Raw genomic sequence first — 24,054 nt, forward strand, 5'->3', positions numbered from 1 at the left:
AGCGCAGCAATGAGCGAGGGGATTGGCTGTTTTCAGCGTATGCAAGCGGCGCCTACAGACCAAGTTCCGAAGCCAGATGCGGAATGTCGCTGACTTCGTAGTACTGGTAGTACGGCGTTGAAGGCTCGTGCCCGCGATTGACGAATGCCTTGTGCTTGACGCCCATGTCATGCACAGTCATCAGGTCGTAGCGCAGGCTCGACGACACGTGCAGCACGTCTTCCGGATTGCAGTTCAGTTGGTCGAACATGTATTCGAAGCCCTGCATACGCGGCTTGTACGACTGCGCCTGCTCGGCCGTGAAGACCGCGTGGAACGGCGCGCCGAGTTTGTCGACGTTGCTCTGGATCTGGTTGTTCGACGCGTTCGACAGAATCACCAGCTTGTATTTCTTCGCCAGACGCGAGAGACCTTCCGGCACGTCCGGATGCGGACCCCAGGTCGGCACGGCCGTATAAATCTTTTCTGCTTCCACTTCATTGAACTCGACGTTCATGCGCTTGCAGGCACGGCGCAATGCGTTGACCACCACATCGCGATATGGCTTCCATGCACCGAGCACTTCGTCGCGGCGATAGCCCGAATAGAACGCGACGAGCTTTTCGAGGTCTTCGGCGTTCAGCAGATGGCCAAACATTTCGCGCGTCATGTCGGCCATGCGGAATTTGGTGAGCGTGCCGTAGCAGTCGAAGGTGATGTATTTCGGTTCGAAGTCGATCATGGTGCAGTCCTATCGTGATGGGGAACCCGCATTGGAGTTCATTGGCGAAAACAGCAACTAACTTCAAGGGGCCGGAGTAACGCGTCAAAGCGCAAACGCCAGCGACAGGGAAATCTCATTCCTGTAAAAGATTTAACCAGCGCAAAAACATAGATGTTCCTGATTCGCGCACTGCCGGTGATACAAACCATGCGTTTTGAGGTCACTGACAGCACACAATGCGGCGCTCGGGCTGAAAGCCTTTTCCCTGCTCGGTTTGCGGCCGCACGCCATCCGCATGGCAGGTGTTCAGGCCAGTAGGTCGATCAGCACGCTCTTGAAACGCAGATTCGCCTCATAGGCCTGGCGCCCGAGGTCCTTGCCGATGCCGGAGCGCTTGAAGCCTCCTGTCGGCATCATGAAGTCGGAGGTGCGGCCGTAGCGGTTGACCCAGACCGTGCCCGCCTCGAGGCTGCGCACGAAGCGCAGCGCCCGGCCAAGGTCGGCGGTGTGCACGCCAGCAGCGAGCCCGTACTCGGGGTGCTGCGCAAGCGCGAGCGCTTCTTCTTCGGTATCGAAGGGCTGCAGCGTCAGAACCGGGCCGAAAACCTCTTCGCGTACTGCTTCGGAATCAGCCGTGACGTCCGCGAGCAAGGTGGGGCTGTAGAACGCGCCGTGAGCGCCACCGTCGGTCCTGACGCCGCCATAGCGCAGCGTCGCGCCCGCATCCAGCGTGCGGCCGACGATCGCTTCAATGCGCGCTGCCTGGGGCGCGGAGATGATTGGCGACAACGTGGTGCTTGCGGTCCAGGTCGCGCCCGGTTTCAACTCGGCGAAGACCTTGCCGATGCGCTCTGCCAGCGGTTCGACAAGGGTTCGCTCGACCAGCAGCCGCGAGCCCGCCACGCACACCTGACCGGCGTTACCAGTGATGGCGCCTGCGATCCGCCGTGCGACGTCGTCGAGACGCGACGCGTCGGCGAACACGATCTGCGGACTCTTGCCGCCCAGCTCCAACGTGACCGGCTTCGTACCGCTGTTTGCGCACGCCGCCATGATCGCGGCGCCGGTGCGCGTGGAGCCCGTGAAGGTGACTTTGCTGATCTTCGGATGGCGCACCAGTTCGTCGCCGGTGACGCGGCCGTCGCCTTGCACCACGTTCAGGATGCCCGCCGGCACGCCCGCCTGCACAGCCAGTTCGGCAAGCCGCAACGCCGAGAACGGTGTCATCTCCGAAGGCTTCAGCACCACCGCGTTCCCCGCGGCGAGAGCGGGCGCGATCTTCCACGAAGCCATCACCAGTGGGAAATTCCATGGCGCAATCGCGCCGATCACGCCGTACGGCTCGGCGATCGTCATACCGAGGTGGTCATGGTCGGTCGCCGCCACGTCGCCGCCCAGCTTGTCGGCGAATTCGGCGTAGAAGCGGATGCCTTCAGCGGTGAAAGGCACGTCCCAGCCCATTGCCTGAACAATCGGGCGGGTCGAGCCGAGCGCCTCCAGACGGCCTAAATAAGACGCATCGGCTTCGATCAGTTCAGCGAAACGACGCAAGATCTTTGCGCGCTCACGCGGCGCCATGCGCGCCCAACCGCTGGTTCTGAAAGCCTGCCACGCGTTCTCCACCGCGCGATCCACCACCCCGGCGTCCGCAAGCGGCACGCAGGCATAGATCGCGCCGTCAGAGGGCCGCGCCACCTCGATGCAGCGCCCGCCACTGCGCAGGTCACCATCCACATACTCACCGCCGATGTAATGTCCGCTGCGAATCGCGACGTCGTCCGGATTGAAGCTGTCCATGAGAAGGTTTCCTGTGTGACTGGCTGTCGGTCTCTCTCGGCGCGTCTTTAGATGCCGCCGCTATGACAAAATCATAGAGCCGTAGGCGCGGCATATGTCGCCGATAAAAATCCTCGCGCAGCAGAACGCGCCTGTAATGAGCCATCAAACGCGGCGTTTTGTATTGATTCGGGATTCGGCCATTTCGAGTGCCAAAGATAGAACGATCGTCCTAGTCACACCGCGCACCGGATGACAGAGTGACGACGTAAGCTTTCAGCCATTCAGGGAGTACGGCGTGTCCGATTCGAATACCGGTTCGATTACCTATCGACCTTTCACCCACGACGATATCGCCGCCGCGCATGCGCTGGGTGTTGAGTTCAAATGGCCGCATCGCGCGGACGACTGGCGTTTCGTCGCGCAACTGGGTGCGGGTTTCGTCGCGGAAGACGCGAGCGGCGTGATCGGCACGGCGTTGTGCTGGAAATACGGTGCCGACCGGGCATCGCTCGGCATGGTGATCGTGTCCTCGGAACAGCAAGGGCGCGGCATCGGCAGCAAGCTGATGGATCTGGTGCTGGAGGAACTCGGCAGCCGGATCACGTTTCTGCATGCCACACCGGCGGGGCAACCTTTGTACGAGAAGCTCGGTTTTCGCGCGGTCGGCATGCTCGACCAGCATCAAGGCGCGGCATTCCAGCCGCCGCTCGTTTCCTTGCCGCCCGGGGAGCGGCTGCGTCCGCTCGGGTCGAGCGATACTGCGCGGATGGTCGAACTGGCATCGCAGGCAAGCGGCCTCGACAGGGGCGAAGTCCTGCCCGCGCTGCTGAATACCGCCGACGGCATCGCCCTCGATCGCGACGGCGAACTGGTCGGCTTCGCGCTGTTTCGCCGCTTCGGGAAAGGCTTTGCGATCGGGCCCGTGGTCGCGCCCGCGTCGGAGGATTCGAGCCGCGCCAAGGCGTTGATCAGCCACTGGCTGGCGCTCAACGAAGGCGTGTTCGTACGTATCGATACGCCAGGCGAGAGCGGGCTGACCGAATGGCTGACACAGTTGGGAGTTCCGCGCGTTGATACGGTCGTCAAAATGGTTCGACCCGCCACGCCGGCTGATCTTGCAGGTGCGGGCAAAAGAGGCCCCTATCTGCAATACGGCATCATCAACCAGGCGATCTGCTGATCCACCATGACCTTCCTTTATAAGGCCGACCCGGCGCGTGGCGCGCAATGGGCCAGACTCTTCGCGCAGAAAGCACCGGACCTGCCGTTTCACGTCTGGCCCGATCTCGGCGACCCGGCCGCGATCCGCTACCTCGCCGCCTGGCAACCGCCGCAAGATCCCACCCGCACCTTCCCGAACCTGGAAATCGTTTTCTCGGTCGGCGCGGGCATCGATCAGTTCGACCTGTCGGGCGTGCCGGCGCATATACCGGTGGTGCGGATGATCGAGCCGGGGATTATCGAAGGAATGGTCGAATACGTCACACAAGCGGTGCTGACGATTCATCGCGATCTGTTCGACTACGGTCTCCAGCAGCAACAACAGATCTGGCGTGAACTGCCGCTCAAGCCGGCCGGCGAGCGCCGCGTTGGCGTGCTGGGGCTCGGCGTGCTGGGCACGGCGGTGCTGGGCAAGTTGCGGCTATTCGGTTTCGCCTGCGCAGGTTGGAGCCGATCGCCGCGCGAGATCGAAGGCGTCGAATGCTGTGCGGGCGAAGCCGCGCTTGATAAGTTTCTCGCTCGCACCGACATCCTGATCTGCCTGTTGCCGCTCACACCGGCGACACGCGGCCGGCTCGATGCCGAACTGTTCGCGAAGCTGCCGCGCGGCGCATCGCTGATTCAAACCGGGCGCGGTCCGCATCTGAATCAGGACGATCTGCTGGTGGCGCTGGACAGCGGCCAGTTGCACAGTGCCATTCTCGACGTCACCGATCCCGAGCCGCTGCCCTCCGGCCATCCGTTGTGGACGCATCCGTGTGTGCGTATCACACCCCATATTGCCAGTGCGACACGGCCGGAGAGCGCCGTCAACGTGGTGCTCGAGAATCTGCGCCGCCATCGCGAAGGCCGGCCGATGCTCGGTCAGATTGATCGGACACAGGGATATTGAACGCGCCGCTGCCTGAAACGCCCGCCCGTCGCGGCTTTTCTGCGTCCGCAGCAGAAAATGCCGAGACCAGGTATCAAAACGCGTCGGACGCGCTTTTCGGACGGTTGTTTAGGTGAGCACGTGATCGTCGTAGGTCAGTAGTATGGAGCGGTCAACAGCCCCTTTCCGCGACGAGAAACCATCATGCCGATTCATTCGCTCATTGAAGCCGACCGCAAACATCTGATTCACCCGGTTATCAGCTACCGCGCGCACGAGGCGCGCGGCGTCACCGTCCTCGAGTCCGCCCACGGCGCGTTCCTGCGCGACGCGGCCGGCAACGAGCTGCTCGACGCCTTCTCAGGTCTGTGGTGCGTGAACGTGGGTTACGGCCAGCAAAGCATTGTCGACGTTGCCACCGAGCAGATGAAGAAACTGCCCTACGCGACCGGCTATTTCCATTTCGGCTCGGCCCCGGCAATCGAACTCGCACAAAAGCTGGTGGAAGTGTCGCCCGTTTCGCTGCAACATGTGTATTTCACACTCGGCGGGTCCGATGCAGTCGATTCGGCCATCCGTTTCATCACGCACTACTTCAACGCAACCGGGCGGCCGGCGAAGAAACACATCATCGCGCTGCAACGTGGCTACCACGGTTCGTCGACGATGGGCGCGGGGCTCACCGCGTTGCCCGCGTTTCACCGCAACTTTGATCTGCCGTTGCCGAACCAGCATCATCTGCCGTCGCCGTATGCGTACCGTAACGATTTCGCCGACGACGCCGCGTTGATCGCCGCTTCGGTGGCTGCGCTCGAAGCGAAAGTGGCCGAACTGGGCGTGGACAACGTCGCGGCCTTCTTCTGCGAACCGATCCAGGGTTCGGGCGGCGTGATCGTGCCGCCGGTCGGCTGGCTAAAAGCGATGCGCGACAGTTGCCGTCAGCTCGGTATTCTGTTCGTCGCCGATGAAGTCATCACCGGTTTCGGCCGTACCGGTCCGCTATTCGCCTGCCAGGGTGAGAACGTCGAGCCGGATCTGATGACCATGGCAAAAGGCTTGACCGCCGGCTATGCGCCGATGGGCGCCGTGCTGATGTCAGACGAAATCTATCAAGGCATTGCCGACGGCGACGCCGAAGCGGTTGTCGGCCACGGCCATACGTACTCGGCGCATCCGGTGAGCGCGGCGATCGGTCTCGAGGTAATACGCCTCTATCACGAAGGCGGCCTGCTCGCGAACGGCGTCGCCCGCGGCCCGCGGTTCGCACGCGGCCTCGACGCGTTGCTCGCGCATCCGCTGGTGGGCGACTCGCGCCATCGCGGCCTGCTCGGTGCACTCGAGCTGGTGTCGGACAAAGACAGCAAGGCCGGATTCGACCCGTCGCTGAAACTGTCAGAACGGATCGCCGCCGCGGCGTATGAAAACCGCCTGATTTTCCGCGCGTTCGGCGACAACATTCTCGGCTTTGCGCCGGCGCTGTCGTACACGGAAGCGGAGTTCGATCTGATGTTCGAGCGCCTCGAGAAAACCCTCGACGACGTTCTCGGACAAGCCGATGTACGGGCCGCGCTGAAGGTCAAAACTCATGCCACTGCGTGCTAGAGTAGAGGGCCCTTCGAGTCCCTTTCACCTTTCGCCGGAGCGACAACGTTACGATGAGTAGCGACTGCAAGCTGGACCGGATTGACCTGCGCATACTTTCCCAGTTGCAGAAGGAAGGCCGCATAACCAACGTCGAGCTTGCCGACGCGGTCGGCCTTTCGCCCAGTCCGTGCCTGATCCGGGTCAAGCGTCTGGAGAACGCCGGCTACATCATCGGGTACGGTGCGCAGATCCAGCTCGAAAAACTCGGCGACGTGCAGCTTGTGTTTACGGAGGTCACGCTCGCCGATCATCGGCGGGAAGACTTCATCAAGTTCGTGAACGCGATCAAAGACGTCGACGAGATCGTCGAGTGTCATCTGGCGAGCGGCGGTTATGACTATTTGCTGAAGTTCGTCACGCGCAGCGTGAGCCATTATCAAAGCATCGTCGAGGGTCTGCTGGAGCGCGATGTCGGCATCGACAAATACTTCAGCTACGTGATTATCAAGTCGCCATTCGTGAAGAGTCACTACCCGCTCGAAGCACTGTTCTCGCAGAACCATCACTAGGCGGTGCTTTACCCGTGATCTCCTGGAGCTTGCCGCTTAACGCGCGGCAGGTCCGGCCATGTTCACGCCGGCCGCATCGTCAGCCGGAGGTCTCCATTGCGCGAATTCCTCGCTTAGAAAGTCGACGCATACCCGCACTTTTGCCGACTGAGCGAGCCGCGCCGGGTACACCGCCCACAGGTTCGCGGGTTGCGCGACTTCGGGAAGAACCTGCTGCAACTGGCCGCTGTCGAGCAAGGGCCGCACTTCCCACATCGAACGCAACACGATGCCACGCCCGGCCAATGCCCATTGCACCGCCACCTCGCCGTGATTGGTCGACAATGGTCCCGTGACCTTGATCGACGCCGTTTCGCCGCGCACCGTCAAGCGCCATAGACCGAATGGATGATCGCGCTCCTTGATTGCGAGACATGCGTGCGAGGACAGATCGGCGAGTTGCCGCGGCGCGCCGTGCCGCGCGAGGTATTCCGGCGAAGCGCACAGTACACGATGATTTGACGCGAGCCGCTTCGCAATCAGATGCGGGGCGATCTCGTCGCCGATGCGAATATCGAGGTCGAAGCCTTCGCCGCCCACGTCGACGAGACGGTCGAACAGATCGAGCCGCACGCTCAGTTGGGGATAGCTCTCGGAGAAACGGGCCAGCGCGGGCGCGACGAAACGGCGGCCGAAGCCGAAGCTGCTGGAAATGCGCAGCTTGCCGCCAGGAATGCGGCGGGTGGTAGACACGTCCTCCACCAGTTGATCGACATCGTCGAGAATCCTTTCAGCCCACGTGTAGACCCGTTCACCCGCTTCCGTGATCGCGACCCGGCGCGTGGAACGATGCAACAAGCGCGTGCCGAGCGTCGTCTCGAGCACATTGATGCGTTTGCTGACATACGCCGCGGACACCGACAGCGCCTCCGCCGCTGCGCTGAAGCTCGATTTGCGCGCCACTTCACAAAACACACGCAAATCGCCGAGATCGGGTGACGGATTGATATTCATAGGTCGCCTGGTCGCCAACACGGTTGTACACGAATCGTGCACAGTGGCTTAACTAAAGCGATCATTTTAGTCGCAAACAACAGGAATAAAATCACTATTCTTGAACCGTTCAGAAGCCTCAAGCAAGGAGCAAAACATGTCGAAGAAATATCGCATTGCAGTCATACCCGGCGACGGCATCGGTGTCGAGGTGATGCCGGAAGCCATTCGCGTGCTGGACACGGTGAAGAAACACTTCGGCATCGAATTGGAATATCAGCACATTGAATGGGCGAGCTGCGAGTACTACGCAAAGCACGGCAACATGATGCCGGACGACTGGAAAGCGCAACTCCAAACGGCCGACGCGATCCTGTTCGGCGCGGTCGGCTGGCCCGACACGGTGCCCGATCACATCTCGCTGTGGGGTTCGCTGCTGAAGTTCCGCCGCGAATTCGACCAGTACATCAACCTGCGCCCGGCGCGCCTTTTTGCCGGCGTGCCTTCGCCGCTCGCGGGCCGCAAGGCGGGCGACATCGACTTCTGGATCGTGCGTGAAAACACCGAGGGCGAATACTCGTCGGTGGGCGGCGTGATGTTCGAAGGCACGGAGCGCGAATTCGTGCTGCAGGAATCCGTCTTCACGCGGCACGGCAGCGAGCGCGTGTTGAAGTTCGCGTTCGAACTCGCGCAACGGCGCGAGCGCAAGAAGATCACGGTCGCCACCAAGAGCAACGGCATCGCGATCAGCATGCCGTGGTGGGACACATGCGCGGCCGGCATCGCGGCGCAGTATCCGGATGTGACCTGGGACAAGCAGCACATCGACATTCTCTGCGCGCGCTTCGTGCTGAACCCGGATCGCTTCGACGTGGTGGTCGCCACCAATCTGTTCGGCGACATCCTCTCCGATCTCGGTCCTGCCTGCACGGGCACGATCGGCCTCGCGCCGTCGGGCAATCTGAATCCGGACCGCAAGTTTCCCTCGCTGTTCGAACCGGTGCACGGTTCGGCGCCCGACATCGCTGGCAAGAATATCGCCAATCCGATCGCGATGATCTGGTCAGCCGCGATGATGCTCGACTTCCTCGGCAACCACGAGGGGGCGGAACGCGAGGCGCATGATGCGATTCTCGCCGCGATCGAGGCGACGCTGATCGAAGGCCCGCATACCGGCGACCTCGGTGGCAAAGCGACCACTACCGAAGTCGGTCAGTCGATCGCCGCGAGATTCGCTTAACTGGTTTAATTGCGTTCAGGCAACAGGAGGCCATATGGCACGCACATTCGAACTGAGCGAACTCATTCGCTCCGACAACTTCATCGACGGCGACTGGACGCCCGCGCAAGACGACGCGCGCTTTGCCGTGACCGACCCGGCCACCGGCGAGGTCATCGCCGAAGTCGCCGACAGCAGTCCCGCCGACGCCCGCGCCGCCACCGATGCAGCCGCGCGTGCCCTGCCCTCATGGCGGGCGCGACTGCCAAAGGAACGGGCCGCCGTACTGCACCGCTGGCATGCGCTGATCGTCGCGAATCAGGACGCGCTCGGCACGCTGATTTCGCTCGAACAGGGCAAGCCGCTCGCGGAAGGCAAAGGCGAAGTGGCGTACGGCGCTTCGTATGTCGCATGGTTCGCGGAAGAAGCCACGCGCATCTACGGCGATCTGATTCCGCAGCAGCAGCGCGGCAAACGCATGATAGCGTTGAAGGAACCGATCGGCATCGTCGCGGCGATCACGCCGTGGAATTTTCCGCTGGCTATGATCGCGCGCAAGATCGCGCCGGCGCTCGCCGCCGGCTGCACGGTGGTCGCCAAACCCGCTGAAGACACGCCGCTCACCGCCTCGGCGCTCGTGCTGCTCGCGCATGAAGCCGGTGTACCAGCGGGCGTGCTGAACCTGATCACCGCCTCGCGTGATCACGCGGTCGCCACCGTCGCCGACTGGCTGCACGATGCGCGCGTGCGCAAGATTACCTTCACCGGCTCGACGCCGGTCGGCAAGTATCTCGCGCGGGAATCCGCTGAGACACTGAAGAAACTCTCGCTGGAACTGGGGGGCAACGCGCCCTTCCTCGTGTTCGACGACGCCGACCTCGACGCCGCCGTCACCGGCTTGCTGGCCGCGAAATTCCGCAACGGCGGCCAGACCTGCGTGTGCCCGAATCGCGTCTATGTGCAGGCCGGCGTGTATGAGCGCTTCGGCGCGATGCTGGCCGAGCGGGTCGGCGCGTTGAAAGTGGCGCCCGCCACGGACCCCGCCGCGCAGATCGGCCCGATGATCAACAACCGCGCGCTCGACAAGATCGCCCGCCACGTGGACGACGCGATCTTGCACGGCGCGCGCGTGCTGACCGGCGGCAAGCATCTCAAGGAACTTGGCCCGCACTACTACGCGCCGACCGTGCTCGCCGACGCCACCGCCGGGATGCAGCTGAACAGCGAGGAAACCTTCGGTCCGATCGTGCCGCTGTTCCGTTTCGACGACGAAGCCGAAGCCGTTGCCGCCGCGAACGACACGCCGTTTGGGCTCGCCGCGTATTTCTACAGCGAGAACGTCAAGCGCATCGACCGCGTGTCGCGCGCGCTCGAAGCCGGGATCGTCGGCATCAACGAAGGCGCGGTCTCGAGCGAGGCGGCACCATTCGGCGGCGTCAAGGAATCGGGCTACGGACGCGAAGGCTCGAAGTACGGCCTGGACGACTACCTGTCGATCAAATACCTCTGCCACGGCAATCTCGAATGAGCGCAGACACGAGCATGGACGCCTATCCGATCGAAGTCGAGTTTCCCGATATCTCGGTGTACGCGCAATCGACATCGGGGGGTCCCATATGTGCACACGTTTGATTCCGGTGTGCCCGGCCCACACGTGATGATCAATGCGCTGACACACGGCAACGAGGTGTGCGGCGCGATCGTGGTGGACGCGTTGTTGCGTCATCGGCTGGAGCCGCGCCGCGGCCGTCTCACGCTCGCCTTTGCGAACGTCGCGGCCTATCGCAGTTTCGACCCCGCGAGGCCCGACGCGGCCCGCTTCATCGACCAGGACTTCAACCGCGTGTGGACCGCGGCCGTGCTCGACGACACATCGCGCACCTCGAGCGAACTGGCCCGCGCGCGGGAAATGCGGCCAGTGATCGACACGGTGGACGCGCTGCTCGATCTGCATTCGATGCATGAAAAAAGCGCGCCGCTGATCGTCGCGGGGCCGCTGCGGAAAGGCATCGACATCGCCATACGGCTCGGCACGCCCTCCACCGTGATTTGCGACGCAGGCCATCCTGAAGGCCGCCGGCTGCGCGATTATGAAGGTTTCGGCGACGCGAACAGTCCGAAGAATGCGTTGCTCATAGAATGCGGACAACACTGGGAACGCGCCGCGGTGGCCCTGGCGCGCGATACAACCGCGCGTTTCCTGTTGCTCGCGGGCGTGGTCGACGACACCGATCTGCCCGCTGGCTGGCTCGCACCGTTGCCGGAAGCCCGCATATCGTGCGCGTCACAGCCGGTCGTCGCGACGAGCACGGATTTCCGTTTCGCAGGCCCGTACACGGGTCTCGAAACCATTCCGGACGCCGGCACCGTAATCGGCTGGTCGAACGGCGAGGCGGTGGCAACGCCTTACGCGAACTGCATGCTCGTGATGCCCTCGCTGCGCCAGCTGCGCCCCGGCGTTACGGTCGTGCGGTTGGGGCAAGTCGAGCAAACAGTCGAGCGAACGTTCCAGCCAGCAATCTGGCAAACCACGGGCAACCTCCGCGACCCAAACTGCGAATAAAGGCAATGAGAAATGAAGGTGCAACCGATCAAACACAGCATCAGTCTGCAAAACCTGGAAGACTGGGGTACGGCGGGTCTGCCCGGCACCTCGCCGGTCGGCGTGTCGGGCGTGCAGTGCGTCATCAAGGGCAGTGAGGCAGTCGACACCGGCATTTTCGAATGCACGGCGGGCACCTACCGCCGCTCGGTGAAACAGGCGGAAGTGATGCATTTCCTGGCAGGGCGCGGCCGCTTCACGCCCGATAACGAAACAATGATCCATTTCACGGCAGGCGACACGCTGTTTTTTGAAGCCGATACGGAAGGACTATGGGAGGTCGAGGAAACGATGCGCAAGGTGTACGTGATCTTATAGACTACGCGCGTTATGAAGTGCGTCTGGCGGTGCCCAATCCAGTTATTTTGAAGCTTGTTCAGCTGCTTGCGGGTTTCGCTCCAGCGCGAACCAAAGTCAGTGAAGCGACGTGGCGTGGATGAGCTGAAGCGGTTGGAGGTGTGAGAAAGCCCGATTTGTATGCTAATTGAGGCACTGCTTTATAAGGCGTGCAGATGATATCGACGTGCCGCCTGGTAGTGCCGTACGTCATCGCCATGACGCTCACACCGGCGCCAATCGTCAGCCCTGGTGCCGCAGACTGATCATCGTGTAGGCGAAAGGCTTGAATGCATAGTGAATGAATCCCGACGATCGAAGCGAAGCGATAGTTTGCCGAAACCCATCTTCCGACGGTCGCTACGGGGCTATCGCGTAGCGAAAGCGTGACTCATCTGGCGGGCGTGTTCGCACTCGTCGCTCCGCCGATAAGTCGTGACTCACCTCAAAGCGTCGCGCCCGGCGATGGCAAATCGATTGTTCACCGGAGCCGACCAAGTGCCCTGGCGCATCGTCGAGCATCCGGACAGCTGAACTGTTATCAAAAAACCCGTTGGAGAGAGCTATGAGCAATCAGGAGTTCCGTGTCGAGCACGACCTTCTTGGCGAGCGGCAGTTACCGCAGCAAGCATATTATGGCGTGCACACCCTACGAGCGAAGGAAAATTTCGAAATTTCGGGAATCACTGTCTCGTCCTATCCCAACCTGGTTATCGCACTCGCGGCCGTGAAACAGGCCGCCGCCGAAGCCAACACGGAACTTGGGTTGTTGCCGCTGACACTGCGCGACGCCATAGTCGCCGCATGTATCGAAGTGCGTGATGGTCGTCTGCATGAGCAGTTTATAGTAGATGTCATCCAGGGCGGCGCCGGGACATCCACCAACATGAACGCCAATGAAGTTATTTGCAACCGGGCCCTTGAACTGATGGGCCACAAGCGGGGTGACTACAAGCATCTTCATCCGAATGAACACGTCAATCTCGCACAAAGCACGAACGACGTCTATCCGACGGCACTTCGAATCGCGACATTCTTCGCCATCGAGCATCTGCTCGAAGCTATGGCGCGACTGCATGCGGCATTCGATGATAAGGCATTGGAGTTTGCCGGCCTGCTGAAGCTGGGCCGCACGCAACTTCAGGACGCCGTTCCGATGACCTTGGGGCAAGAATTTTCAACTTACGCGGTCATGCTCGAAGAGGATATGGCTCGCTTGCGCGAAGCTTCGGCGCTGATTCGGGAAATCAACCTCGGAGCTACGGCCATTGGCACCGGTATCACCGCTCACCCGGAATATGCACAAAAGGCGCTGGAAGCACTGAAACGGATTACCGGTATAGAGCTAAGTACAGCACCGAATCTGATTGAGGCTACGCAGGACTGCGGAGCATTCGTTCAAATATCGGGTGTACTGAAACGCATCGCGGTCAAGCTATCAAAGACGTGCAACGACCTGCGATTACTTTCCAGCGGTCCTCGCGCCGGCTTTGGGGAAATCAATTTGCCACCCATGCAGGCGGGCTCTTCCATCATGCCTGGCAAGGTCAATCCAGTTATCCCGGAGGTCGTCAACCAGGTGGCGTTTGAGGTTTTTGGGAACGACATCACCGTCACGTTTGCCGCTGAGGGCGGCCAGCTCCAGCTCAATGCTTTTGAGCCCATCATGGCAAGCGCGCTGTTTCGCAGCTTCAAACATTTGACTGCAGCTTGCACGGCGCTCGCCGATAAGTGTGTGAAGGGTATCACGGCGAATGCGGAGCATCTGCGCGCGACGATGGAGCGGTCCCTCGCGCTCGCAACGGCATTGAACCCGTACATCGGCTACAAGAACGCGACGGCCGTTGCAGCGGAAGCTCACGCGCACGGCACGACCATCAGGGAGGTCGTTCTTCGCCGACAGTTGATGACGGAGGCCCAGCTCGACGAGGCGCTGCGTCCAGAGGCTCTTATTCAGCCCCGAGTCTATGAGAACCTGGTCGATCTGGTTTCCACCACTCGCGGAAAGGACGCAGAGCAGAGCTTATCGTCTGCCGATCCCATTCCATAGCCGCCAACCATATCTCGCCTGCGGAACGCAGGCGAGATATGGTCGAAGATCCACATTCCGCACCTCGACCTGCGGGGCAAGCAGTGCCGGGGAGCGCTGCTCAAGCGCCGCCTCGACGCGCTGCGCCTCGAGCTGGCCGCGCAATGCGCCGCGCGCGTCCAAAGCGTAGCGATCAGTTCGCCGGCGGCCGCACCGAGATCAGCAGGAAGGCCGAGATGGTCGATGCGCACACGGCTCTCCATCATGCGCGCGCCATCTGTGCAATGAGCGCGCAGCACAGCATCAATACTGACATGGCGTGGGCCGTTGCGGCGTTGGCTTTCATACAAACGCCTCCTGAATGGAAAGGGTGCGCCGCGCGGCAGCGGCGCGTGACTGCAATCGGCCCCGGTCAGGACTCAAGCCAGACGTGTTCCGCAAACATGAAGCCCATCAGGCCAGCGAGCGGGATTGAGCCGAGCCCTTTGAGCTTCGACGTATGCGCATCGAGTGAACTCAGGAACAACGGAATGCCAATCCCACCGGTTTCGTGCACGAGCACCTGCATGTCGCCATAGATCTTCTTGCGCTTCGCATCGTCCGGTTCGCCGCGGGCGGCGAGGAGCATCTGATCGAACTTCGGGTTTTTCCAGTTCGCTTCGTTCCAAGGCGCGTTGGACTTGAAGAACTGCGTAAAGAGCACATCGGCGCTCGGCCTTGCGTCGACATTGCCAAAGCTGAGCGGATGCTTCATCCAGTGATTCGACCAGTAACCGTCTGGAGGCATACGGCTCACCTGAAGATTGAGCCCAGCGCGCGGCGCGACCGCCTGGAGGAGCATCGCTATTTCGACCGAGCCGGTGGCCGGCGGCGACGCGTACAGTTGCAGCGGAGCGGCGCCGAGCTTTGCCTTCTGGAAATGAAACTTCGCTTTGTCCGGATCGAACCCTCGTTGCGGCAGACCCGCCAGATAGTACCTGTTGGTCGGATCAACAGGCTGGTCGTTGCCGATCACCCCGTAGCCGCCAAAAGCCGCGTGAAGAATCTGTTCGCGATCTAACAGATACATCATGCCGCGGCGGAAATCCTCGTTGCCCGTAATGCCGCCTTCGTCCCGCACGATCAGGTCGGTGTACTGTCCTGTCTTCGTCTCGAGTACAGAAAAGCCAGGTGTCCCCCTGATCCGCTGCGCCGAGATGTGCGTCACTGCATTGATCAGTTGCACGTCACCTGAAAGTAGCGCATTGACCCGCGCCGCTTCGTCGCCGATGCCGACGAGTTCTATCTCATCGAGATGCGGCAGTCCGGTCTTCCAGTAGGTCTCGTTGCGCACGCCGACGGTGCGCACGCCCGGCGAGAATTCCTTGAACCTGAAGGGACCCGTGCCGACAGCCGTCGTGAAATCCTTCGTGCCGTCCTTGATGATCTTGAAGTACGAGGTCGCCAGAATCACCGGCAGGTCGGCGTTCGCACCTTCGAGCGTGATCGTCACCTCATTCGCGCCCGTCGCCTTCACGTCCGTGATCTGGTCCGCGAGCGTCTTCGCCTTTGAGGCGGTCGCCGGGTCCTTGTGGCGCATGATCGAATAGACAACATCGGCGGGCGCGAGTGCCTTGCCGTCGTGAAACTGCACGCCCTTGCGCAGCCTGACGACCCAAACGGTCGCGTCCTTCGTTTCAATGGACTCTGCCAGGGCCATTTTTGCGCCAAGATGCGAGTCGAATTCGGTCAGGCCGTTGTAGAACATGTATCCGCGTGCATAGTCCGTGCCAAGCGCGCCCTTCGCAGGATCAAGCGTATCAGCGGTGGACGACGCTTGCATCGCGACGCGAATCTTTCCGCCTTTTTTCGGATTCTGTTGCGCGAATGCCGACCCGCTCGCCGCCATCAGTCCGGCGCCAGTCATCGAGAGCAAGCCGCCGGCAGCCATCGCGCGAAGCAGATTGCGTCGCGACACCCCTGCGCGGGTGAGTTGTTGAAGTTCATCGCCGACGCTGGCGGCAGCCTCGGACATATTTATCTTGTGCATCTGTCTCCTCCACACGGAGTTGTTCGTCAATAAAAGGCGTCTTTGATCCGGAAGTACGCGCCGACGAGCGGCAGGAACGATGGTTTGCCGGTATGTCCAGGAATGGCAGGCCAGTCCAAATCGCACCATGGGTTCGCCTTGGCGTTTCCGGCGCTCACATCAGCCATCAGTGCGTCGACATCTGCGTGCCGTGGCGCCTGTGGCCCATCGAAACATCGATCTCATCCTGCCGTCCTGCGCGAGCCAGACAGTCAGCCGTCCTGTCGACGACACCGTCCGGCGATAGTTGCTACGCGCGTTGCCAACGCCCGGAAACACCTCCGCCATGTTCGACTGCAGGATACGGTCGCTTTTTGCATCCCGCGGCTGCCCCGCGCGAGCGGCGCGGTCAGCCCGGTGAAAGCGCCACCGATGATGGCGGCGTCCACATGAGCCTCGACGGCGCCCTCGCAACTCGTGACGCCGGCCGGCGCGGTGTCGAGGAGGTGCGAGTCGAGTTTCATCGGTGCCCCTGCGTAACTGAAGGCAACGGATCACAGGCCCATCTGGGTGGCGAGATCGCCGATGGTCTCGACTTCGTAGTATTCGTAGTACGGCGTGCCCGGCTCGTGGCCACGGTTGACGAACGCCTTATGCCTGACGCCCATGTCGTGCGCCGTCATCAGGTCGTACCGCAGGCTCGATGAGACATGCAGCACGTCCTCAGGGTTGCAGTCCAGCTGGTCAAACATGTACTCGAAGCCCTGCATGCGCGGCTTGTACGATTGAGCCTGCTCTGCGGTGAACACACGATGAAACGGCGCGCCCAGCTGGTCGACGTTGCTCTGGATGTGCTCGTCCGGTGCGTTCGTCAGAATGACCAGCCTGTATTTCTTCGCGAGGCGCGAAAGGCCTTCCGGCACGTCCGGATGCGGGCCCCATGTCGGCTCGGCGAGGTAGAATTTTTCCGCTTCCGATTCGCTAAATTCGATATGCATGCGCTTGCACGCCCGGCGCGCGGCGTTGACCAGCACATCGCGAAACGGCTTCCAGGCGCCGAGCGCTTCGTCGCGTCGGTAAGCCGTAAAGAAGGAGACGAGGCGCTCCAATTCGGCGCCCTGGAGGCGATTTCCGTACAGCTCGCGAGTCATCTCACCTATGCGAAAATTCGTCAGCGTGCCGTAGCAGTCGAATGTGATGTACTTGGGCTCAAAATCAATCATGGTTTCAGTCCTCTCGTGTTGTGAACCCGCGTAGAGTTCACCGGCAAAAACAGGAAGCGCATTCCTGGGATATACTTTAAGTACTACAAATTAAAACGGCTTAGGCGACTGCGCGTTGTGAAAAAGTCCAACTCTGCAAAGGTCACCTCCACGGTGCCCACCGGGTTGCCCTTTCGAAGAGGGACTGGATTAAGCCCGATGATCCAATCCTGGTCGATTCGACCTCTTCTCTGCGGCTGAAAGGCGCCGCTGGTCTATTCCTCGATGCGACGCTTGCGCTGGACGGTACCGAAGTAATGCTGTGCCAAAGCGACCCAGTACCGGACGCCGGCCGGAATGATGTCGTCGTTGAAATCGTATTTCGGGTGATGCAGACCCGGCGCGGCCATTCCCATAGGGGCATTACCGATCAGCACATAAGCGCCGGGCTGCTCCTCCAGCATGAAACCGAAGTCTTCGGATGTCATGTTCGCCGGAACGTCCGGGTTAAGGCGTTCGTCGCCGAAGGTCTCGCGAATGACCGCTTCGCAAAGTGCGGTCTCGGCCGGCGTGTTGATTGTCGCAGGGTAGTATTGGAAAAACGTCACCTCGACTTGCGCGCCATAGGCGGCGGCCAGCCCATCGCACATGAGTTCGATGTCGCGCTGCAACTTTTGTTGCAAGCCCGACGACAGCGTGCGAATCGTCCCGCGCAACTCGGCGCTGTCCGGGATGACATTGTCCGTATTGCCTGCGTGGAACATGCAGACCGAAATGACGGCGGGATCCACGGGATCCTTGTGCCGTGCCGCGATGGTCTGACACTGGAGAACCATCGAACACGCCAGCGGTATCGGATCGAGACCGAGATGCGGCTGCGCCGCATGAGCGCCCTTGCCCGTTACCGAGATCCTGAATCGGGAGCCCGCGGCCATGATCGGGCCCGTGCGCAAACCGAAATGTCCGGCAGGCAATCCGGGCCAGTTGTGCATGCCAAACACCGCCTCGGTCAGGCAGTGCTCGAACAGCCCGTCATCGATCATCTTCCGCGCGCCCGCGCCCCCCTCCTCTCCTGGCTGAAACACGAAATGAACCGTGCCAGGCAACTGCGGCAGTTCCTTCAGGATGCGCGCGGCACCCAGCAACATCACCGTATGGCCGTCATGCCCGCAGGCATGCATGATTCCGTCCGCGCCTGATGCATGCGCGAAGTCATTGGCTTCCTGGATCGGCAACGCATCCAGATCCGCACGGAGCACGATTCCCCGATCCGGGTTCGCACCGGGCAGGCTCGCGACGACTCCCGTCCCTCCCAGCCCGCGCAACACCGCATAGCCCAGCTCTTCAAGCTCACGCGCGACGACGTCTGCCGTCCTGTGTTCTTCAAATCGCAACTCGGGATGGGCATGCAGGTCGCGTCGCAGCGTCGCCCAGTGCGCTTGAAGCATTCTCAATGTCTCAGGGTTTACGGAGGGTTCCAATCTCAGCACCTTTAGAAAGCAAACAGCTTCAAATCTGCAGTGTCACCGCGTCCGGCCTGGCGACTGTTTCAATCGTAGTACCCGAGGATCGACTTGACCTCCATGTACTCTTCCATGCCTTCGATCCCATACTCGCGCCCGTTCCCGGATTGCTTGTACCCGCCGAACGGAGCCTGCGGGTCCCATGCCGGGTAGTTCAGATGCACCTGACCCGACTGGATGCTCGCGGCTACCGCACGCATGAGTTCCTTGTCCGTACCTTGAACATGCGCGCCGAGCCCATAGACGGTGTCGTTCGCGATGGTGATCGCTTCTTCGCCCGTGTCATAAGGAATGATCGCAAGGACCGGCCCGAATATCTCCTGCTGGGCAATGGTCATATCGGTACGGACATCCGAGAAGATCGTCGGGCGTGCGTAGAAGCCCTTGTCAAATCCGGCTGGCCTTCCGGGGCCACCCACGATCAGGTTCGCCGCTTCGTCGATGCCCGCGTCGATCATCTGCTGCACCCTGCCGAACTGCATGCGATTCGCCAGCGGACCGTGCGTCGTCGCTTCGGCGAACGGATCGCCAACAATCATCTGTTCCGTCGCTGCCACCGCCAGCTCATTAACCTTGTCGAGGACACTGCGCGGAACAATGAGGCGGGTAGGCGCGCTGCACGACTGGCCCATATTCCGGAACGCGGCGGCGATGCCCAGCGAGACGGCACGCGGCAGATCGGCATCCGGCAACACGACGTTGGGGGACTTGCCACCGAGCTCCTGCGCCACACGCTTGACAGTCGGCGCGGCCGCCTGTGCGACCCGCACGCCCGCGTGCGTCGAACCGGTGATCGACACCATATCAACTTGCGGATGGGATGCCAGCGCGGTGCCCACTTCGGGGCCTGTGCCGCTCACCAGGTTGAATACGCCGGCAGGAATTCCGGCATCGGAGATGACTTCCGCAAACAGCAACGCGCTCAGCGGCGAGAGCTCGCTGGGTTTAAGGACCACGGTGCAGCCCGCTGCCAGCGCCGGACCGACCTTCGCCGTGATCTGATAGATCGGCCAGTTCCACGGCGTGATCAGCGCGCACACGCCGATCGGCTCGCGCACGATCGCGGTCGTTCCACGCTGGACGCGGAACGGGTAATTCGCCACATTGTCACGCGCGACCCGGATATGTTCGGCCGCGAGCGGCACGTGCGCGGCGCGCGCATAGCTGATAGGCGCACCCATTTCCGTTGCCAGCGCCGTGGCGAACAGTTCCGCGCGCTCGATGATCAACGTATGAACGCGGTCGAGCAACGTGGCGCGCTCCTGCGGCGAAGTCACGGACCATCGCGCGAACGCTCTGCGCGCGGCTTGCACAGCCAGGTCGACGTCGCGTGCGTTGCCGAGCGGAATCTCGCAGAGCGTGTCTTCGGTGGACGGGGAGACGACCGCGACCCGATCGGTACCCTCGGGCATAATCCATTCGCCGTCGATAAAGAACCGGTCCAGCCTTCCCGCTTGCATCAGGTGACGAACAGGTGAATTCATTGCAGTGTGTCCTTGAGTCGGTACCATGCGCCCACGAACGGCAAAAACCATGGCTTGCCGAAGTGACCGGGGATAGCAGGCCAGTCGAAGTCTTTCCACGGGTTGAGATCGGCGCGTCCGTCCATGATCTCTGCCATCAGTGTGCCCATCAGCGTGGCCATGTGAGTGCCGTGGCCGCTATAACCCATTGAGTAGTAGACACCGTCTCGCTGGCCCGCGCGCGGCAGGCGGTTGGCCGTCATGTCGACCATGCCGCCCCAGCAATAGTCGATGCGCACGTTCGCCAGTTCGGGAAACACAGTGGCCATCTGCTGTCGCAAGATCAGTCCGCTCTTTTCGTCCGAACTGGGGTTTGACGTCGCGAAGCGCGCACGACCGCCAAATAGCATCCGGTTGTCGGGCGTGACACGAAAGAAGTTGACGAAGTTTTTGGTGTCGGTGGCCATCCGGCGGGTTGGCAGCAACCGGTTCAGCAGTTCCGGCGACAAGGGCTCGGTGACGATGATGAAGGCCCCAACCGGCACGATCCTGCGTCGAATCCAGCCGAACGGTCCCACCTGCGAGATGCCGCTTGCCAGAAGCACCTGCGGCGCGCGGATCTCGCCCCGCGGCGTTCGGACCACGTATGCGCCCCGGGATTCCCTCTGTAACCCCAGCACTGGCGTATGTTCCAGAATGTGCGCTCCGCGCGCTTGCGCAGCCCTCGCGAGACCACGAACATAGCGACCGACGTGCATCCCGGCACTCTTCTCAAAGATCAACCCGCCGTGATAACGATCCGAGCCGATCTCGTCACGAAGCTCTGCCTTCGTCACAAGGCGCGTATCCGGGTCCACGCTCGCGGCGAGCAACGCCTGACTTCGCACCAGCTTGTCGTAATGCTCGGGCTTCGCCGCGAGCTTGAGTTTTCCCCTGCGGACGAAATCGCAATCGATCGACTCTTCCCTGACCAGCCGCTCCACCGTATCGACGCCCGCGTCGAACGCGCGATATAGCCGGTTCGCCAGTTCCGTGCCGATGCGCTGCGACAGTGAAGCGTAATCCTGCGCGAAGCCGTTGTTGCACATGCCGCCATTGCGTCCCGACGCCGCCTGCCCCACGGTTCCTGCTTCGCAGACCATGACGCGTGCGCCTTTTTTCGCAAGTGCCAATGCAGCCGCCGTGCCCGTTATACCTCCGCCAACGACGACCACGTCGCAACTTCCACCGGGCACGTCAGGCGAGTTGCTAACGAATGGCTCAGACGTGTCCAGCCAGTAAGAACTGAAATGCATTACAAACTCCAAGCGCGCAAGCGGCAAAAACTGGTCTTAAAAGTCGGCAACCTTTCCCCGCACCGATTCGTTGAGTCGCGCAGGACGGTAGGGTTCGGGATCGACGATCGGCTTCACGCCCGTAACCAGATCCGCAACGAGATGGCCGCATCCCGGCCCGATGCCGAACCCGTGACCGCTCAGGCCTGCGGCCAGCACGAAGCCAGGCAGTTCCTTCGCTTCGCCGATGGCAGGAACGCCGTCCGGCGTCGTGTCAATGTAACCCGCCCACGATGCCGCAATCCGACTTTCCCGGATCACCGGACAGAGATCGATCGCCCGCTTGCGAATTTCCCTGAGCGTGGCTTCATCGACACAGGGGTCCAGCACCCGCATCTTTTCCATCGGCGTCGGCCGGTCGAGCCGCCAGCGCCCCATTGCTTCATGACCGAACGTACGCCTTCCAGATTTCCCGGACTGAGGCTGCGCCAGCGGCGTCCGAACATCGGCATGAAGTCCTTTGCGTAGCGGATTTTTTGGAGCGTCGGGTCAAGCTTTGCCAATCCGCTGATTGAGAGCGTATATTCTTCGTCACCACGTCGCGTGATGGTGATGGCCGAGGTGTGCAGCGCATCCGGCAACGTGCCCCTGGGCAGCAAGACCGACATGACCGATGAGCGAATACTTGCCTGGGGCAGCCGGATGCCGAGCTGCCGGCAAAACGAGGAAGCCCATGCGCCGCCCGACAGCACCGCGGTCTTCGTGCGGATCGTGCCTTGTTCGGTCACCACGCCGCTGACCCGGCCGCCTTCGGTTTCGATGCCACGTGCCGCGCAATTCTGATGAACCGTCCCACCCAGCTTCATGATGCTGCGAGCCACGGCCGGCGCGGCGTTCGCCGGGTCCGCAATGCCGTCCGTGGGAGCGAACACCCCGCCCTTCCAGTTGCGTCCTGTCGCGATAGCCCGCTCGGTAGCCTGTTTGCTGCCGAGCACCTCCGTCCTGACACCCGCCGTGCGCGCAAATTCGCACCAGCGCGCCCAGGTGGCGAGTTCGCTGTCGTCGTTGCTCAGGTACAGCAGGCCACTGCGGCTAAAGCCGGTGGTCTCGCCGGACTCGGCTTCAAACTGCTCCCACAGCCGCAGACTCTCGGTCGCAATCGGCAATTCGCGCGCGTCGCGGTTCTGTTGGCGGCACCAGCCCCAGTTCCGGCTGGACTGCTCCCCGCCGACTATGCCTTTTTCGATGAGCGCGACTTTCACGCCCCGCTTCGCCAGAAACCATGCGGTAAACACACCGACGATCCCCCCGCCAATCACGACGACATCAGCGCTTCGCGGTAGCGTCGGTGTGGTATCAACACGGGTCAACGGTACGCGCATCTGCGGAAGCTCCTTCCCAAGTTCTGTTCTGTGGTGCATCGTATGTCAGGGATTATCGATCGCCTTAGGCTCGCGTTGCTAAGGGACCAATTAACCCACCGTTAAGGCTGGCTTAATGGTCAGATGGTGCGACGCCGCAATCCGGCCCATCCAAAGTTCGTGGCGGCAGATTTTGTCGCGCGTGGCAACACCTAGAACATCGCCTGACTGATAAGCCCGTACAGCCGGCAGACCGGATCGGGCGCGCCACGATGTGCACCAGCGGGCGCATTGCGAACCATCTTCAAGACTGTGTCCACGCGCTTCAATCCCTGTCCGCTTAGCCAGTCGGTCAAACTCGTTCCCGAAGGGACGTCGATACGAACGAATTCGCCCTCTCGTCCGGTCAGCCAATAGCCGGTCAGAGCCCTCGCACGAGCGTCGTCGCGCGAACGCAGTGCGACAACGGGGCCGATCACATGACCCCGGCCAAAGCGGCGGAGCACCGAGAATCCGACAACTTCGCCCTCACGTTCGAGCACGACGCTTTCCCCGAACTTCAGCAATGCGGAGAAAATCGCATTGCGCTCCAGCCCGGAAGCGCGCGCAGCCAGACCAATGAGCTCAGGGAAATCGGCAGAAGTCCCCAACCGCAGTCGCTCGCCATCGAGCAACGGGACCGGGAAAGTCTTGCTGATGTTCCCTTGATATTGTTCCAACGATCCGCACACGTTAAAACCCAGCTTTTCGTAGAGCGGCTGGCCAGCTGACGTCGCATGCAGGAAAGTGATGCGTGGCCCCAGCTCATCGAGGACGGCTTCCATCAGCTTACGGCCGATGCCTCGCCCCTGATGTCCGGATGACACAATTACGTGACCGAGAGAAGCGCGGTCCGTTCCGAATTTCCAGCACAGCGCCGTACCAATCACGACACCACATTCTTCAGCCACGAACCCTTTTGCCGAGTCAGCAGAAAATTGCCAGTCTTCCGGCCTGTATGGCCAGTTGAGCGCCATTGAGAGGGCATGAGCTGCCGGTATATCGGCCGAGGTGAACGTTCGATACCGAAGTTTCGTCGTCGGGGATGGAACGTTCACGACATGCTCCTGTTTCATTAAGTTACCCTACCCAATGCTGCTATTTACGCTACCCGGGCTAGCCATTCCCGAGAATGGATCTCTCACGCAAGCACGGACACGATGCTTGCGCCCAGCCTTGCGGGCTGACGTTGCGGTTGCGCCTTTAGCGCCCACAAAGTGGCAGGCCCGCGCCGCACCTGATGTAAGCGTTACGTTCGTCGCGCCCGCTGCTAAGCGTCTCAAGCGCGACGCTTGGCGC

18 protein-coding genes and 3 pseudogenes are annotated in these 24,054 nt (G+C 61.6%); 9 read left to right on the forward strand and 12 right to left on the reverse strand.

What is annotated here, in order from left to right; translation table 11 throughout:
• Window positions 1-52: 52 nt before the first annotated feature.
• Together OKW35_RS02770 and OKW35_RS02775 are read right to left on the reverse strand one after the other, a co-directional pair.
• Window positions 53-721: a haloacid dehalogenase type II gene (locus OKW35_RS02770; protein WP_187619379.1), complete on the reverse strand. Its 669-nt coding sequence runs from the start codon at window positions 719-721 to the stop codon at window positions 53-55.
• A 288-nt stretch (window positions 722-1,009) separates the two neighbouring features.
• The gene (locus OKW35_RS02775) at window positions 1,010-2,500 is read right to left on the reverse strand and encodes an aldehyde dehydrogenase family protein (protein ID WP_429551184.1); all 1,491 of its coding nucleotides are present in this window, start codon (window positions 2,498-2,500) and stop codon (window positions 1,010-1,012) included.
• Between the two features lie 277 nt (window positions 2,501-2,777).
• Here OKW35_RS02775 and OKW35_RS02780 point away from each other — a divergent pair, with 277 nt between their 5' ends.
• The 4 genes from OKW35_RS02780 (at window position 2,778) to OKW35_RS02795 (ending at window position 6,727) form a co-directional block, all read left to right on the forward strand.
• Entirely contained in the window at window positions 2,778-3,662 is an 885-nt protein-coding gene (locus tag OKW35_RS02780) for a GNAT family N-acetyltransferase (RefSeq protein WP_429551185.1), read from the forward strand.
• A 6-nt stretch (window positions 3,663-3,668) separates the two neighbouring features.
• Window positions 3,669-4,595 (forward strand): 2-hydroxyacid dehydrogenase, encoded by a 927-nt coding sequence (locus OKW35_RS02785; protein ID WP_429551186.1) that lies wholly within the window; start codon window positions 3,669-3,671, stop codon window positions 4,593-4,595.
• Between the two features lie 183 nt (window positions 4,596-4,778).
• The gene (locus OKW35_RS02790; RefSeq protein ID WP_429551187.1) at window positions 4,779-6,176 is read left to right on the forward strand and encodes an aspartate aminotransferase family protein; all 1,398 of its coding nucleotides are present in this window, start codon (window positions 4,779-4,781) and stop codon (window positions 6,174-6,176) included.
• A gap of 53 nt (window positions 6,177-6,229) precedes the next feature.
• Complete coding sequence (locus OKW35_RS02795; protein WP_187619384.1) at window positions 6,230-6,727, forward strand: Lrp/AsnC family transcriptional regulator; 498 nt, start codon at window positions 6,230-6,232, stop codon at window positions 6,725-6,727.
• A gap of 36 nt (window positions 6,728-6,763) precedes the next feature.
• Here OKW35_RS02795 and OKW35_RS02800 read toward each other — a convergent pair whose 3' ends face one another.
• Entirely contained in the window at window positions 6,764-7,720 is a 957-nt protein-coding gene (locus OKW35_RS02800) for a LysR substrate-binding domain-containing protein (protein WP_429551188.1), read from the reverse strand.
• A 136-nt stretch (window positions 7,721-7,856) separates the two neighbouring features.
• Here OKW35_RS02800 and OKW35_RS02805 point away from each other — a divergent pair, with 136 nt between their 5' ends.
• The 5 genes and pseudogenes from OKW35_RS02805 (at window position 7,857) to aspA (ending at window position 13,906) form a co-directional block, all read left to right on the forward strand.
• The gene (locus tag OKW35_RS02805; protein WP_429551189.1) at window positions 7,857-8,939 is read left to right on the forward strand and encodes a tartrate dehydrogenase; all 1,083 of its coding nucleotides are present in this window, start codon (window positions 7,857-7,859) and stop codon (window positions 8,937-8,939) included.
• Between the two features lie 34 nt (window positions 8,940-8,973).
• On the forward strand, window positions 8,974-10,446 hold the full coding sequence (locus tag OKW35_RS02810; protein ID WP_429551190.1) for an NAD-dependent succinate-semialdehyde dehydrogenase: 1,473 nt from the start codon (window positions 8,974-8,976) through the stop codon (window positions 10,444-10,446).
• Between the two features lie 14 nt (window positions 10,447-10,460).
• A pseudogene (locus tag OKW35_RS02815) lies at window positions 10,461-11,481 on the forward strand (M14 family metallopeptidase).
• A 12-nt stretch (window positions 11,482-11,493) separates the two neighbouring features.
• Entirely contained in the window at window positions 11,494-11,838 is a 345-nt protein-coding gene (locus OKW35_RS02820) for a cupin domain-containing protein (protein WP_429551191.1), read from the forward strand.
• Window positions 11,839-12,421: 583 nt separating this feature from the next.
• A complete protein-coding gene (aspA, locus tag OKW35_RS02825) occupies window positions 12,422-13,906 on the forward strand; it encodes an aspartate ammonia-lyase (RefSeq protein WP_429551192.1) in 1,485 nt (494 codons plus the stop codon).
• A gap of 48 nt (window positions 13,907-13,954) precedes the next feature.
• On the opposite strand, the pseudogene OKW35_RS02830 reads toward aspA, so the two are convergent.
• The 9 genes and pseudogenes from OKW35_RS02830 to OKW35_RS02870 form a co-directional block, all read right to left on the reverse strand.
• Window positions 13,955-14,145: pseudogene (locus OKW35_RS02830) on the reverse strand (DNA-binding protein); the annotation flags it as partial.
• A gap of 152 nt (window positions 14,146-14,297) precedes the next feature.
• Window positions 14,298-15,914: an ABC transporter substrate-binding protein gene (locus tag OKW35_RS02835; protein ID WP_429551193.1), complete on the reverse strand. Its 1,617-nt coding sequence runs from the start codon at window positions 15,912-15,914 to the stop codon at window positions 14,298-14,300.
• 26 nt (window positions 15,915-15,940) lie between these two features.
• Window positions 15,941-16,081, reverse strand: a complete 141-nt coding sequence (locus OKW35_RS02840; RefSeq protein WP_167368862.1) for a hypothetical protein — start codon at window positions 16,079-16,081, stop codon at window positions 15,941-15,943.
• A gap of 366 nt (window positions 16,082-16,447) precedes the next feature.
• Complete coding sequence (locus OKW35_RS02845) at window positions 16,448-17,116, reverse strand: haloacid dehalogenase type II (protein ID WP_429551194.1); 669 nt, start codon at window positions 17,114-17,116, stop codon at window positions 16,448-16,450.
• A 254-nt stretch (window positions 17,117-17,370) separates the two neighbouring features.
• Window positions 17,371-18,543 carry a M20 aminoacylase family protein gene (locus OKW35_RS02850; protein ID WP_429551195.1) on the reverse strand — a complete coding sequence of 391 codons (1,173 nt, stop codon included), beginning with the start codon at window positions 18,541-18,543 and terminating at the stop codon, window positions 17,371-17,373.
• A gap of 101 nt (window positions 18,544-18,644) precedes the next feature.
• Window positions 18,645-20,102, reverse strand: a complete 1,458-nt coding sequence (locus tag OKW35_RS02855; protein WP_429551196.1) for an aldehyde dehydrogenase family protein — start codon at window positions 20,100-20,102, stop codon at window positions 18,645-18,647.
• Window positions 20,099-21,376, reverse strand: a complete 1,278-nt coding sequence (locus OKW35_RS02860) for an NAD(P)/FAD-dependent oxidoreductase (protein ID WP_429551197.1) — start codon at window positions 21,374-21,376, stop codon at window positions 20,099-20,101. The genes OKW35_RS02855 and OKW35_RS02860 overlap by 4 nt, the downstream gene beginning before the upstream one ends.
• A gap of 36 nt (window positions 21,377-21,412) precedes the next feature.
• Window positions 21,413-22,737, reverse strand: a pseudogene (locus OKW35_RS02865) (NAD(P)/FAD-dependent oxidoreductase).
• A gap of 191 nt (window positions 22,738-22,928) precedes the next feature.
• On the reverse strand, window positions 22,929-23,831 hold the full coding sequence (locus OKW35_RS02870; protein WP_429551198.1) for a GNAT family N-acetyltransferase: 903 nt from the start codon (window positions 23,829-23,831) through the stop codon (window positions 22,929-22,931).
• Between the last annotated feature and the right edge of the window lie 223 nt (window positions 23,832-24,054).

This window comes from Paraburkholderia sp. MM5477-R1, from assembly GCF_050436385.1.
GTDB lineage: Bacteria > Pseudomonadota > Gammaproteobacteria > Burkholderiales > Burkholderiaceae > Paraburkholderia > Paraburkholderia tuberum.

What these genes read in the sequence shown, in the direction of transcription:
- OKW35_RS02820 (WP_429551191.1), top strand. Translation starts at nt 11,494, where the DNA reads ATGAAGGTGCAACCGATCAAACACAGCATCAGTCTGCAAAACCTGGAA.
- OKW35_RS02840 (WP_167368862.1), bottom strand. Translation starts at nt 16,081, where the DNA reads ATGGCTGATGTGAGCGCCGGAAACGCCAAGGCGAACCCATGGTGCGAT.
- OKW35_RS02795 (WP_187619384.1), top strand. Translation starts at nt 6,230, where the DNA reads ATGAGTAGCGACTGCAAGCTGGACCGGATTGACCTGCGCATACTTTCC.
- OKW35_RS02805 (WP_429551189.1), top strand. Translation starts at nt 7,857, where the DNA reads ATGTCGAAGAAATATCGCATTGCAGTCATACCCGGCGACGGCATCGGT.
- OKW35_RS02785 (WP_429551186.1), top strand. Translation starts at nt 3,669, where the DNA reads ATGACCTTCCTTTATAAGGCCGACCCGGCGCGTGGCGCGCAATGGGCC.
- OKW35_RS02835 (WP_429551193.1), bottom strand. Translation starts at nt 15,914, where the DNA reads ATGCACAAGATAAATATGTCCGAGGCTGCCGCCAGCGTCGGCGATGAA.
- OKW35_RS02850 (WP_429551195.1), bottom strand. Translation starts at nt 18,543, where the DNA reads ATGCTTCAAGCGCACTGGGCGACGCTGCGACGCGACCTGCATGCCCAT.
- OKW35_RS02870 (WP_429551198.1), bottom strand. Translation starts at nt 23,831, where the DNA reads ATGAAACAGGAGCATGTCGTGAACGTTCCATCCCCGACGACGAAACTT.
- OKW35_RS02845 (WP_429551194.1), bottom strand. Translation starts at nt 17,116, where the DNA reads ATGATTGATTTTGAGCCCAAGTACATCACATTCGACTGCTACGGCACG.
- OKW35_RS02775 (WP_429551184.1), bottom strand. Translation starts at nt 2,500, where the DNA reads ATGGACAGCTTCAATCCGGACGACGTCGCGATTCGCAGCGGACATTAC.
- OKW35_RS02800 (WP_429551188.1), bottom strand. Translation starts at nt 7,720, where the DNA reads ATGAATATCAATCCGTCACCCGATCTCGGCGATTTGCGTGTGTTTTGT.
- OKW35_RS02790 (WP_429551187.1), top strand. Translation starts at nt 4,779, where the DNA reads ATGCCGATTCATTCGCTCATTGAAGCCGACCGCAAACATCTGATTCAC.
- OKW35_RS02860 (WP_429551197.1), bottom strand. Translation starts at nt 21,376, where the DNA reads ATGCATTTCAGTTCTTACTGGCTGGACACGTCTGAGCCATTCGTTAGC.
- OKW35_RS02855 (WP_429551196.1), bottom strand. Translation starts at nt 20,102, where the DNA reads ATGAATTCACCTGTTCGTCACCTGATGCAAGCGGGAAGGCTGGACCGG.
- OKW35_RS02810 (WP_429551190.1), top strand. Translation starts at nt 8,974, where the DNA reads ATGGCACGCACATTCGAACTGAGCGAACTCATTCGCTCCGACAACTTC.
- aspA (WP_429551192.1), top strand. Translation starts at nt 12,422, where the DNA reads ATGAGCAATCAGGAGTTCCGTGTCGAGCACGACCTTCTTGGCGAGCGG.
- OKW35_RS02770 (WP_187619379.1), bottom strand. Translation starts at nt 721, where the DNA reads ATGATCGACTTCGAACCGAAATACATCACCTTCGACTGCTACGGCACG.